Source organism: Paraburkholderia sp. RL17-373-BIF-A (genome assembly GCF_046030175.1).
In the GTDB taxonomy this organism is placed as follows: Bacteria; Pseudomonadota; Gammaproteobacteria; order Burkholderiales; family Burkholderiaceae; genus Paraburkholderia.
This window is the reverse complement of sequence record NZ_JARESO010000108.1, coordinates 1-13,047: the sequence shown is the minus strand read 5'-3', so window position 1 is coordinate 13,047 and position 13,047 is coordinate 1. Positions and strand designations below refer to the sequence as shown.

The following is a 13,047-nucleotide window of genomic DNA, read 5'->3' as shown; positions in this document are numbered from 1 at the left end:
AGCCGCACTGGGCGCGCACGCAGGAGCGGATGAGCAAGGAAGCGGTCGTGCTGTGCCTGGATGATACGTATGCGATCCACGAACGACGCCGCTCAGAGGTACTCTGAGGCGCAAATTGTGTGGTAGGGAGAAGAGTCAGCGGAGATCGACGGGCATCTTCCACGGCAACAGCGCGTCGTAGTCGTCGACGGTCTTCGCCAGTGGGAGGCGTTGAAAGAGCCAGGTGAGGTAGCGATATGGGTCGATGCCGTTAGCGCGGCAGGTTTCGACCAACGTGTAGAGATTGGCACTCGCGTTCGCCCCGTCAACGGTGTCGGCGAAGAGCCATGAGCGGCGTCCAACGACAAACGGGCGAATGGAATTTTCGCAGGGGTTGTTCGATATGGGCCAGTTGCCGTTCTCGACGTAACGGATCAGCTTGGACCACTGCCCGTTCAGGTAGGTCAGCGCCTTGCCGAGTAAGCTTTGAGGCACGACGCCGGGCCTCTGTTCGAGCATCAGCTTCTCGATGGCGTCGAGCACGCGTGCACTGTATCGTCGTCGCAATCGCTGTCGTCGTTCGGCCGTCCACGTTTCACTGCGCGCTTCGGCGGCGAACAGCTTGCCGATCAGTTTGATGAAGCGCGTCGCGAGCAGGTTGGGCGAGCGTGCTGCCTTGGGCACGTTATCTTCGGCCTTGATCAGATACCGTCTCGCGTGAGCCCAGCATCCGAGATGCACGAGCTGATATTGTTCAGCGATGCCGTTGTAGGGCTCGTATCCATCGGTCATCAGAACCGCGCCCTTGCGGATGCCGGCGAACAGTTTGTCGGCCAGCTTTGCGCCGCGACCCGCCGTGTAGGCATAACAGCGAATGGGTGTTCCCGATCCGGTCATCTGCGCCCAGAGATAACTCTTCGTTTGCGGTTGACGGCCCTTGTCCTTCAGGACCTGGAACGTCGTCTCGTCGCAGTAGATCACGTCAGCATCGAGCAGCGCGTCGCGCATCAGATTAATGACGGGCTGCGTCGCGAGACCGACGCGGACCATGCTCGCGGCGAGCGTGTTCGACGAGATGTCGCCACCGAAGCGTCGCAGCAGGCCCGCCTGGCGATAGATGGGGTAGTCGTCCTTTTCGTGCAAAATCTGGCGGTTTGTTTTGAAATTACACGAAAAATCAATAACTTGAATGCGCTGCGATTTCACGAAATCGCATCCTTTTGATGCGGAATCTGGCGTTTTCACCCCGCCGCGTCTGTGAGGCCCAGACGCATCCGGTAGTCCCCAAGCAACTGCTGCTGCGCGTCGAACTGCGCCGCGAGCTTCGTCAGATCGGCGGTCAGCGATTCACGTGCCTCGTGCACCTGCGTCAGTTCAGTCGCCTGAGCCCTCGCCGTTGTCTGCAATGCGTCGTGCTCGGCCTTGGCGCGTGCGTGGTCGGCAAGCGCCTGGCTCAGCGCCTTCTGCAACTGTTCGCTGTGCGCCTGCTGCTCGCGTAGATACCTGGTCGCGGCGCCGGCTTCGGCGACGAGCCGTGCGTTGTCCCTGTTCAACTGGGTGATTTCATTTTGCTTGACGATCAGCGTCTGGTTCACCTGCCGCAGTTCAGCCTGCAGTTGCTGAACCTGCTGCTCGTGCCGGCGCGCTTCCTGTTCGCGCTGCTCCTTGCTGGCCGTGCGGTAGTGTTCGAGCGCTTCGTGCGCGTGCTGCAGTTTCTCCTCGAGCGAGCGTCGGAAGCCGTCGTGTTCGGCGAGCCGCTCGGTCAGGTCGCGCACTTGCTGCGCAAGACGCTCGACGTAGAGCGCGCGCTGCTGCAATGCTGCGTGGGTGTCCGCATGCGCGGCCTGCTCGCGTACGACTGCGGCGCCGGCCTCGGCCAGTTGTGCGTGCAGCGCCGCAACGTCGTCAGCCAGCTTTTCGATTTCGGCCTGCGCCTGCAGGCGCTGCGCCGCGGCCATAGTCGTCTGCTGGTCGACCACCGTCTGCGCTTCCTCGTGCAGACGCGCGGCCAGCCGGGCTACGAGATCCTGGATTGCATCGGACAGCGACCCGGCGCGCGTGAGCGACGCGTCGTCCTCGTCTTCGAGTTCTTTCAGGTAGCGGTGGATCGTCGATTTCGAGCCGGTGTTGCCGAGCGCGATACGTATCGCGTCGATCGACGGGTGTTGCCCCTGCGCCAGCAGTGCGTCGCGGGCGCGTTTGATGTCCGTGCGGCTGAGACCGGCGCGAGCCATCGCTCCTCCTTCGAATTTCGTACTGTGGTACGTAATATGTATATACGTACCAATTGAAGGCGTCAAGACGTTCTGGGAGCGCTGATTTTTGGCATTGGATAATCGCCAATTATCGAATGCGATGCCGCAAAAACTGCCTCCGGCTACCGGAAACGGTACAGAAAGCAGATCGGTTGCCGGATTTCAGGTGAGGTCCAGCTGGAGTTCTTCCCCGGGCACGCGTACGCGGTATCCCATCGCCCGGTAGCCGCGCTGGCGTCGCTCCCACATGCGCAGCAGCGCGGGATGGCTGGCATCGACGTAATCGAGCACCCGCACACTCGACTTTGTCGCGTGCTCGCGGTGCAGCCGGCCGGCATACTGCTGCAACGTACCTTTCCACGAGATCGGCATCGCGAGCACCAGCGTATCCAGCGCTGGATGGTCAAAGCCCTCGCCAACCAGCTTGCCGGTCGCCAGCACGATCCGGGGCGCATCGTCGGCCAGTGCGTTGAGTGCGGCGAGCTGCGCCGCACGGACCTTCCTTGTCAGGCGTCCGTGCAGCACGAACAGCGGCTGCACCGTGTCGTCCAGCGCCTGCCGGAGGCTTTCCAGATGATCCGTCCGCTCGGTCAGCACCAGGATGTTGCGCCCCTGCCGGTACTGTTCCCTGATATCCGCGGCGATCATGCGCGTACGCTGAGCATCTTTCGCCAGACGCCCGAACACATCCTGGATCGGCGCGTCAGCCGACATGTCAACTGCGGCGGTGAGCCTTTGCGGGAAGACCTCGAGCACCTGCGGCGCGCTCGCGGCTGCACGGGCCGCATGCCGGATCGGGCCACACAGCATGAACATCACGGGTTGCTGGCTGTCACGTCGCACGGGTGTGGCGGTCAGCCCGAGCACGTATCGCGCGTTGACGGTCCTGAGCACCGCCTCGAACGAGTCGGCGGAGACATGGTGGCACTCGTCGACAATGACGTGGCCGTAGCGTCGAAGCATCTCGCCGCGTGGACCGCCGGGCACCACCGACTGCAGCATCGCGATATCAATCTGGCCCGTCGCCTTCAGCTTGCCTCCGCCGATCGTGCCAATACTGCGTGGGTCGAGCGCGAGAAACGACTGCAGGCGCTCGCGCCACTGGTCGAGCAGTTCCCTGCGATGGACGAGCACGAGCGTACTGACGCCACGCCGCGCGATCATCGCGGCCGCCGTCACGGTCTTGCCGAAGGCCGTCGGCGCATGCAGGATGCCGGTGTCGTATTGCAGCAGATCATCCACTGCTGCCTGCTGGTCGACGCGAAGCGTGCCGGCGAAGGCCACCGCGACAGGTTCGCCCGCGCAACGCTCGTCGCGTATTTCGCAGGCGATGTTGTTGTCGCGCAGCAGCGTCATGACATCATCGAGGCACCCGCGCGGCAACGCAATGTGACGCGGGCAATTCTCGGCGCGACCAATGATGCGCGGCTTGTCCCAGACGCTGAAGCCACGCGCCTGGGCCCGGTAGAACTCCGGATTCTGGAATGCCGCCAGCCGGATAAGGCGGTTGAGCAGCGATTGCGGTAGATGCGCCTTCTCGAAATAGAGCTGGTTCGCAAGCGTAAGGATCAGCGATGCCGGCATTGGCCCGCCCAGCTGCTTCGACAAAGCCGGCGGCGATTTCCACGGTTCGGCCTGGTCCTCTTCCGTGATGAACGCCACATCGAGCGGATGGACGCCGCCGGTGGCGCCGAAAATTACGCCCTCGATATCGCGACCGTCCATGGCCTGGATCGATGTCAGGCACGCCCATTGGTCGGCATAGGGTTGAAAATCGTCATCGACAAATACGCTGCAACCCCGCTCGCGCGGTTGCTTCTGCAAGGGCAAGGCGATCAGGTTGCCGAAGCCGCCCTTGGGAAGCACGTCCTGGTTGGGAAAGAGCCGGTCGTAGGACGACAGTTCGAGCTGCCGGGTTCGGGCACAGGTGTGGCTGATGATCGCCGAGCCCAGCCGCCGTGCGTCGCGGGCGGCCACAGCCGAGGTGAAGAAAATCCACGCGTGCGCGCCGTTGCCCGAGTGCGAAATTTCGAGCGACACCGGGACTTCCAGTTCCCGGCAGGATTGACAGAAGGCACTCGCATCTTCGCGCCAGCCCTCCTCATCGAAATCAACGGCGAGAAGGTAACAGGTGCCGTCGGGCATCAGCGGATAGAGACCCACCGTGTAATCGCCTGCGAGGTGTGCGTAGATGACCTGATCGTCCAGCGGCAGCAGCAGCCGGTGGTTACAGTCTGAGCACTTGATGCGGGGCTTTTCGCAGATCCCGGCCCGCCACTCGTTCGCGCAGGCCGGTGCGTAGCCCGACTTTCCAGAATTGCGGCTTTCCCAGCGCAGCGGATAGACGTCCGTGCGGCCGTGAAAGAGCCGTCGAAAAAGCTGGATTTTCTGCTGCGTTGACAGCACGGGCGCGCCGGTGTTTCGTACTGCTGGCGATGGTTGGTGCTGAATCAGTTGCACGGATTCGCCCTGCAATGGAGGAAGTGCTGGCAGCAACGCGGTCAGCCTCGCGTTGTCGGCCTGCAGGCGCGTCAGTTCCGCGAACAGTTCCTCCCGGGTGAGATTATCCCAGCCTGGGTGCGGCAGCTTTACTCCAGTCATTACGTCATCCGTCAGAATCACGTCCGGTGTCGCCAGTTGGCTGGCACACATGTGCGTTGTTGCAAGGGATATCCGATATCATCGTTTCCCATGTTGATAACCTGATTGTACTCACGAGCCATGCCTGCCATCGATCGCTATCTCGACGCTGCGACACGGGATAATACGCGGCGCAGCTACCAGTCGGCGATCCGTCATTTCGAGGTCGATTGGGGCGGTTTCCTGCCGGCGAGCGCCGATGCGATCGCGCGATACCTGGCCGACCACGCGGCATCGCTTTCGGTGAACACGCTGCGTTCGCGTCTTGCGGCGCTCGCACAGTGGCACCAGACACAGGGTTTTCCGGACCCGACGAAGACGCCGCATGTGCGCAAGGTACTCAAGGGCATCGCGGCACTGCATCCCGCGAGCGAAAAGCGCGCGAAGCCACTGCAGCTTGCACAACTCGAACGGCTGACGGCATGGCTCGATGAGCAGATCGCGGATGCCATGGCGATGGGCAATGCGCGAACCTGCATCACCCATGTCCGAAACAAGGCGCTGGTCCTGCTCGGCTTCTGGCGCGGGTTTCGCTCCGACGAGCTGAGCCGCCTGCGGATCGAACACGTCACAATCGAGCCCGGTCGCGGCATGACGCTGTTTCTCCCACGCACAAAAGGCGATCGTGCGCAGCTCGGCACGACATTCAGGGCGCCGGCGCTTTCGCGCCTGTGCCCGGTAGCCGCTTACGAGGCGTGGATCGCGGCTTCGGGCCTGACTGAAGGACCCGTGTTCCGCAGTATTGATCGCTGGGGGCATATCAGCGATGAAGTGCTGCATGCCGGCAGCTTCGTGCCGCTGCTGCGCGCCCTGTTTCGCACGGCCGGCGTACCGGCTCCCGACAGCTACAGCAGTCACTCACTACGGCGAGGCTTTGCAACCTGGGCCAATTCGAACCAGTGGGATCTCAAGATGCTGATGGAGTACGTCGGCTGGAAGGATGTACGTTCGGCAATGCGCTACATCGACGCCGCCGACCCATTCGCGCAGCACCGGATTGAATCTGCGCTGACGGCTGCACCGACGCCTGTGTCACAGCAACTGGCGGTCGCGGCGCCTGCGAAAACATCGCCATAGACCGATCTGCTCACCAATGCGTACGGGAGCTGATCACGCCGGTTTGTCGTCGTCCAGCTTTCGACCACGGGAGCGTACAAAGTACTGCCTGAACAGCCGCTCGGCTTCGTGCAAGCCCTCTCCGGTCAGCACGACGGATTTCGCACGGCTGACCGGATTGTGGATGAAGCCTTTCTCATGCAGGCGATTCATTGCCTCCCAGTCGAAGCTTTTCCAGGCACGGTTCTGATCGCATAGATTCAGGTAAAGCAGAGCCAGGACCACTTCGTCGACTACCCCGGTATCGATTTCCATCGCACTTCCCTCAAATGTCAGTTCTCACGACCCCGTGGCCCGCCTGGGCCAATACATCGCAGACTTGTCATCCGTGTTCCGGAAAGACATCAAGCCGCTCCGCGTTTCGCAGATCGTCCTTGCGTTGTCGCACACGCCGTTCATAGCTCGCCTGATTTTTCGTGCATATCAGGCTGTGAGGACTACCGACCCTGCGCGTTGCGCAATCCAGATCGCAACCGTGCTGCCTGATGGCACTCTCGACATGACTGCGGGAGTGCTGGGCGGCCTTTAACGCCCATTCCTTGCGCCCGGCATCAACCAGAAACCGGCCGAGCTCAGCACAATGGACGCAGCGGCAACTGACGGTATTCACCCGCGCGAAATCGGCTGGTGGTTCCAGGGGCTCGGCGATACGACCGTGCAGATGGACCAGACATGCAGCACGCAGGCGCTGGACCGACGCGACATTCGACGTCGGCGCCCATTCAGTCAAACCCAGGACGGCAGGAACGATGATGGCGTCCATGCCGAAAGAGGCCGGATTTCCCAACACGTGTTCGACAACACGGTCGGCGAGTAATGGCGAGTCAATCCGGTCGAGAGCGGTCAGCAGGTCGACAATCAGGGTGGGTTTGATTGGATCTGGCCATCGCAGGCAATCAGGGCGGGAGGCGCTTACGCGCTGCCCCAGAAGCGTTTCGACCAGCGCCGTGGCAACCGGGTGAAGGAGCGCCGGGGGACAGGCGGGCGGTGTACCTTCACTGGTCCGGGCCAGCAGGCCGGCGCAGGCTCCCGGCATCATCTGCGCGTTCGCAGAGATAATCTGCTCCATGAGTTCAGCCGTGCGTTCCGGCGCAAGAAGCCCGAACGCACGTGTCAACGCTTCATTCTCGCTGTCGTGATAAAGCCCTTTGGCGGAAATCGCGGACAAAAAGGTATCGACGTGTACGGTGTCGTGCAATTGCGTCAGGCTGGACAACATACTGATGGCCTTATCCGCGTGACCGACTCCACGGTAACCAGGCGACGCCGACCAGTCGCGCAGCATATGCCCGGCGAGCACGTGCGCCTCGCCCCACGTGAGGGAGGCCTGACTTTCACCACTTTGCGTCCAGCGCTGGGCCAGATCCTTCAGGTAAGGCAGAGTTACCCCGAGGCCGGCCTGATTGAGCACGGCAAGCCGTCGTGCCGAAGGCCACAGCACAAAAGCAGCGCGCCGGTAGGTACGCTCAAACGACGCCCCTTCGTTGCCGGTAGCCTCATGAAAATGTTGCTCGTCGGGCTCCAGACCGTCGAAGCTTCCGGGCGGGCAAAGTTCCCTTTCCTCAAAGGGCAACTCATTGATTGCGGGTTGGCGACCATCGGGCCGGCGCCAGTCCGATACGGTCAGCGAGCGCTCAATGATCTCGCCAACTTCGAAGTCGTCGTCGTAGTCTTCCTCATCATCGTCATTATCTCGGGCGCGATGCCACCGGCTTCGTCTGCGCGAGGCGTAACCGCTATATTCGGCGCTCCCGGTCTCGTCGATCGATACCAGCGCCAGGTGAAGGTCGCAGGCGGATTCTTCAGCCGCACGGACAAGCACGGCGGCGGCAGCCGCATCGGCACTCTTCAGTGCATCGAACGACAGCTCTGCCGGGGTATAGGCGTATTCCAGCGGGTAGATGAGTTTTTCGGGCGAGCTGTCATCTGGCGAATCCTTGTTCGCCGCCCAGCCTCGCAACAATGCCGTGATGGCCGTCTGCTCCCTGTCGTACTCGGGAGGAGCCGCGGGCTGGCGGTGACCGCTGCGCGTCAGGTTATAGACAAGCGTCAACCTGAAGCCCGACGTGACCGGGCGGACCTCATGCACACAGTCGGCATAGAAAGCAGCGAACGACACTTCTGCCGAATCGGAGCAGTTCAGGTCAAGGCAGACTTCATGTCCCCGGTGACGAACGATCAGTTCACCTCCATTGCAGGCCGACGGCAGAACGACCACCAAGGTCGCGAACATCCCCGGAATTTTCTCCGTGTCTCGGTGCTCAACGAAAAAGCTGCCCGCATCGTAGACCAGAAGTTTGTACAGTTCGGCCGAAACCGGCCCTGTCACACCCAGCCCTGTCGCCACCCTGGCCACTGTCGCCTCCAGGGTGCGCGCCCAGCTGTTTCCCGAGAGGTGAATGTCATCAGCCGCAATCTGCCATGTCCGGCGAACATCGGTATCAATGAGCGTTTCTTCCCCGCGCCCATAGGGCGCGCGTGCAGCAATCGCGATGAGCTGTTCGGCCTGCACCGGAAGAAGCGGTAGCGCGATACGACCGACACCTTCTACCTCCAGGTTGGGCATGGCGATTTCAGATTTGCCCGTCGCGTAGAAATCCCCGTGGCAACGGATGGTCGGAATGATCTTCGCAAGTTCGCGAGTAATAGACTTCAAAAGGTCTCCTCCTCTGTGGAATGTTTTCAGGAACTGCTCGCCTTTTGCCAGGGCGCCGCGTCAAGCAGCACCTCTTGGTACATATCGATCGGAAAACTGAGCGTTCCCCGGAAATTCACATGCGCGAAATGCGCCGGCCCCATTCGGCGCAGCCAGTCATCGTCGATGAGCTGCCCCTTGCGTCGCCAGTCGTCGACCGTCGCCTGCATGCGCTGCGTGTTCCACGCGATGACAAGATTCGTGAGCAACGTCAACGAGCCGGAGATTGCGATCATTTCGTCGCGGCGACGTCCGCGCTCCGGCGCCACCTTGCCAATGTAGATTGCGCGCTGGAGCTGATGAACTGACTCGCCGCGGTTAAGCAGCGTATGCAATTCGCGACGAAACTCCGCATTGCTGAAATAGTCACACAGGAAGAGCGTACGCAACAGCTTGCCAAGATGATCGGCGGCCCGATGAACCCGGTCTCCCTGCGCGGCGCTGCCGAAACGTTGGAGCGCGACAATCGCGCTGACCCGTCCCGACCTGATCGAGGCAACCAGCCGCAGCAGCTCGTCCCAGCCGTCGCGAATGGCCTTGAGCGATATCTCGCAGGAAATCACCGAAGCCAACCCTTCTGGCGAGGCTGTTCCCCTTGGCAAATACAGCTTGCGCTCGGACAGGTTGCGAAGTCCAGGGCAAAGGTCGAAGCCGAGCAGTTTCGAGACAGCCATCCCCACGTTGGTATATCCATGCGTGTCGACCGAAAGCCGGAGCAGTCCGCCATCGTCGCGATTTTCATTGTGGCGGATTACACCTTCGATCGCCACACCTGCCTGTCGCTCGTTCAGCACGATCGGATGGTTATAGACGATGCCGTGCTGGTCCAGCACGTGCGTGTACATACCGACCGCGTGGGTGCGGCGTCGCGGATCGACCCGCGCGTAAAAGAGGTGCCGGGACGTATCCAGACTCATTGAATCGCTGGACGCGTGCTGTCCGGTACCCCAGAGTTCAGTGATCGGGTGTGTGCGCTGAAACTCCACCACACGGTCGTTTGCGCGAGGAAGCCGCCCCGGCATTTCGAGTGCGCGCATCGCAGTCGAGATGTGCGCCGGCTCCAGTTGCGGGATCATGGCCGCGACGCTTTTCGCATCGAGCTCGGTGCCGTGTGCAATCAGTGCCGCGTACAGCGAGACGAGTTCATATGCATCGCGCGCCTTGCGCGCCAGCAGCACCTCGCTGAAACCCGTTCGGGCATCCATTTCCATGACCATGTCGGCAAACTGGGCGTTGCCGATTTCCTTGAACATCAGATCGCGCGTGCGTTTCGGTACACCGTCTGTTGGCAACGCTTCGAGCGCTGACAGGTGCAGCGCGCCGTCTGGCCCGATCGTTACTCGCCCGGACTCGCGGGCTTCGTCCACCGCGGCGAGACTCGCCTGGAGGTGACTCGTCAGCCGCTCAAGGAACGGATCTGCTGTCGGTGGCAAACCCAGCGACGACAGATGACGGTCCCGTTCGCTTTCCCATTGCGCTGGCGGAATCAGCAGCAGGTCGCGCTCGCGAAAAGACAGACTGTGATTGACCCACACCGAGCCACAGCGCAGACCCTTGCGCAAGCCCGTGAGCGCAGAGGCTTCCAGGGCTCGCAGTGCACGCTTGCGATCATCACCCTCGACGATGTCGCGCCAACTGGCGCTGACCGGCACATCGCAGTCACGCGGCAGCTCGGTCGCACCGCTGTCGTGCAACTGCCCAATGAACTCGAGCTGCCGCAAGCTCGGTTCGGCCTCCCGCCCCGCGAATGCCAGTTCGCGCAGGGGCAACAGCAGATTGCGGATACGATGGTGATCGTCGGCCAGCGTTTCGCGAACGCTCGCTGCATGACTGGCCGGCGCTTTTTCCGACAGATCCTCAAGCAGCTTGCCGATATCGGCGAGCCTTTCCTCCGCCGCGCGATCTGTATCGTGAACGAGCGCCTTGATCGCGATCAACTGCTGCCGGTACTCCACAGCCGAGCGGGCCTGTTTCGTCTTCGTCCTGTCGTAAGCGTGCCGAACCAGATCGCAGATGCGACGGCCCGTTTGATACAACAGCGAATCCGTCAGCTCCAGCAGCGTGACGCGCAGGAAGAACACCAGCTCGATCGTGCGTGTTGAAGCCTTCAGCTCACGCGTCTTTGCAGGACGGCGAGCCTGGATGCGCGGCGCGTAGGCGCGCTGTTTTTCGAGCGGGATTGCATCAAGTGTCCACGTATGTGTGCCGAGATCCTTGAGAAAATGGATTTTCCCGAACGTTTCGGTAATCGTCGTGGGGCTGTGTCGGGCCGGCGGCGTCTTCAGCCATTCGAGCACCGTCATGCCTGAAGTGCCGTGCTGGGTGCGCAGAGCGGCATCCGCTCGCACCAGTTGTGCTTCCGTGACCGTCGCGCCGATCATGACGAGCAGGTCGCGTTCGATTCCTGCCCATATCGTGCGACCCAGATCCCGCAGCGTCCGCTCGGCCGGTATCAGAATCTTGCGCTCGTACAGCCAGCAGCGCGCGTGCTGGATCAACTCGTCGAGGGTCAGCGACTCCCCGGCGTCCTGCTGCATCCACACTTGGAGCCCCTGCAATCCATCCGGTCCGATCGACGTCAGGCCGAGATATTCGCAAGCCCAGACCTGATGGTCGTACAACGTCTTGTAGCGTTGGTAGAGCGTTCGCAGCGAGGCAATTGTCGGGGTCGGCAAACCGAGTCTTTCGCCGACGTCGCGCAGCAACTGGCGAGGGATCGTGCCCACATGGTCGAGGGTGTGGCCGCTCGCACGCAGGAAGATCAGCTGGATGGCGGCACCGGCACGGCGGTCGCGTCGAAAGCGCTCGTTTACCGCGGCTACGTCAATGTCGGTCAGCGCGAAGTAGCGCTCGACATCGAATTCCGACAACCGGGTGGGCAGGCGATCCTGTCCCACATAGCGAAATTCCAGGCCCGGCATCTCCTGCCTCCCGTGAAGGTGGCGCGATCCGAAATCGCGGGCAGGTATCTTACCGCGGACCGCAGGCAGGTCCAAGAATCGTCATCTTTGCCGCCCGGAGATCCTTATAAACAAAGGCGTTCAGGAGAAACCGCCAGATTTTGCACGAAAAGGACGATTACCCCAGATAGATCTGCCGCGACCACGACAGCACCATGACGAAGGCCATGAGCGGCCGGCGCGCGCGCCCGATCTGCAGGTGATCGAAATGGGCCCAGTCAACCTGGCCCTGCTCTCCAGGCAACGTGCGCAGCCGCAGATAAGCCTCTGGTGTAGGACGCGGACGGTGTACCGCGATCAGGTGCCGGAAATGATGAGGGTTGCCACGGTAGCCGCGCTCAGTGACCATCGCATACAGGCGGCTGGCCGTGAGTGATGGAAACTTCTTGAGCGTCTCATGGATGAACGGCAGGTAGGCATCGATCTGCGAGGGCCGCAGCATCGGGCCAATCCGGGGCAGTCCGGCCTGAGCCAGCACGCGCTGGACGGTGCCGCGGTTTACGTGTAACTGGCGCGCGATGGTGCCACAGCGCCACTTCTCGACATGGTAGTAGCGCAGGATCTGCGCTTCGAGTTCAACTCCGATGGTCATGGGTCCCTTCCTGTGCAGTGAGTAGCAGTACGAACGTCACGGAAGACCCGACGGCGCAGTGGCCCGAGGCGTAAGAAGCCCGGACGGACGCAGTGGCAGAAGTGGCAATGCTCAGGCACAGGTGTGGCGCTGGTGGGTACCGCTGCTCTGGCCGCCGACGTCGTCGAAGTCGGTGCCAGTAGAGCATCGGCGGCAGGCACGGCGGAACCGTGATGCGTCACTTTATTCTGGCGGCTGCGATAGCGGCGCATCCGTTCAGCGTGTGCAAACCGGCCGTGGCGACTGCGCTGATAGCGCTGAGCAGCCTCGCGTAAGCTGGCCTGGCGTGAGGCTCGAGAGCAGTCGCCTTTGCAGTAAATCTGTCCGCGGTCACAACGGCGGCAAACAATGACCTGGGCCCGGCAGCGGGCGCAAACGAAGAGGCGGCCTGAGGCCGGCATCGGCAATCCCCGTCAATGCCGATGCGATATCGACAGGGCTGACGGGGCGTGCAATACTTTGCTGGCACCGTGCCCCGTCGTGCGCGTGCTGGGCTCGACACCGGATTGGACCTGGCAGTTTGAGCCGGTGTCGAGCCTGTTTCTTCGGCGGTAAGCCTTCTTCTACCGCATCCCGACTTCAGCGTCACCTCTTCCTGAAGCAAGCCGAATCGGCTGCGTCTGCATTCGCCCTACGGGCTCCTTCCGACGCAGCCGGTGCTGCCTCCTGCACCTCACACAAACCATTACCAAACCGCTCAACAGACCTGGACCATTCGGTATCTCTGATCGACGCCGCCGTCTAGTGTCGGTTTCTCAAAGCCGTTCACAC

General features: G+C 62.0%; 7 protein-coding genes and 1 pseudogene. 1 reads left to right on the top strand and 7 read right to left on the bottom strand.

What is annotated here, in order from left to right; all coding sequences use genetic code 11:
- Positions 1-135: 135 nt before the first annotated feature.
- The 3 genes and pseudogenes from tnpC to P0D80_RS47090 form a co-directional block, all read right to left on the bottom strand.
- Positions 136-1,110 (bottom strand): annotated as a pseudogene (gene tnpC / locus P0D80_RS47100) (IS66 family transposase); the annotation flags it as partial.
- 110 nt (positions 1,111-1,220) lie between these two features.
- Positions 1,221-2,213 (bottom strand): DNA-binding protein, encoded by a 993-nt coding sequence (locus tag P0D80_RS47095; protein WP_408294859.1) that lies wholly within the window; start codon positions 2,211-2,213, stop codon positions 1,221-1,223.
- Positions 2,214-2,396: 183 nt separating this feature from the next.
- Complete coding sequence (locus P0D80_RS47090; protein ID WP_408294856.1) at positions 2,397-4,856, bottom strand: TOTE conflict system archaeo-eukaryotic primase domain-containing protein; 2,460 nt, start codon at positions 4,854-4,856, stop codon at positions 2,397-2,399.
- Positions 4,857-4,955: 99 nt separating this feature from the next.
- Here P0D80_RS47090 and P0D80_RS47085 point away from each other — a divergent pair, with 99 nt between their 5' ends.
- Positions 4,956-5,951, top strand: coding sequence for a site-specific integrase (locus P0D80_RS47085; protein ID WP_408294853.1), 996 nt, complete (start codon positions 4,956-4,958; stop codon positions 5,949-5,951).
- 33 nt (positions 5,952-5,984) lie between these two features.
- Here P0D80_RS47085 and P0D80_RS47080 read toward each other — a convergent pair whose 3' ends face one another.
- From P0D80_RS47080 to P0D80_RS47065, 4 genes are all read right to left on the bottom strand, one after another.
- Entirely contained in the window at positions 5,985-6,245 is a 261-nt protein-coding gene (locus tag P0D80_RS47080; protein ID WP_408294850.1) for a DUF6429 family protein, read from the bottom strand.
- Positions 6,246-6,312: 67 nt separating this feature from the next.
- The gene (locus P0D80_RS47075) at positions 6,313-8,646 is read right to left on the bottom strand and encodes a 2OG-Fe(II) oxygenase (protein WP_408294847.1); all 2,334 of its coding nucleotides are present in this window, start codon (positions 8,644-8,646) and stop codon (positions 6,313-6,315) included.
- Positions 8,647-8,672: 26 nt separating this feature from the next.
- Positions 8,673-11,606 (bottom strand): Tn3 family transposase, encoded by a 2,934-nt coding sequence (locus P0D80_RS47070; RefSeq protein ID WP_408294844.1) that lies wholly within the window; start codon positions 11,604-11,606, stop codon positions 8,673-8,675.
- A gap of 157 nt (positions 11,607-11,763) precedes the next feature.
- Positions 11,764-12,237, bottom strand: a complete 474-nt coding sequence (locus P0D80_RS47065) for a transposase (RefSeq protein ID WP_459252774.1) — start codon at positions 12,235-12,237, stop codon at positions 11,764-11,766.
- Positions 12,238-13,047: the final 810 nt, after the last annotated feature.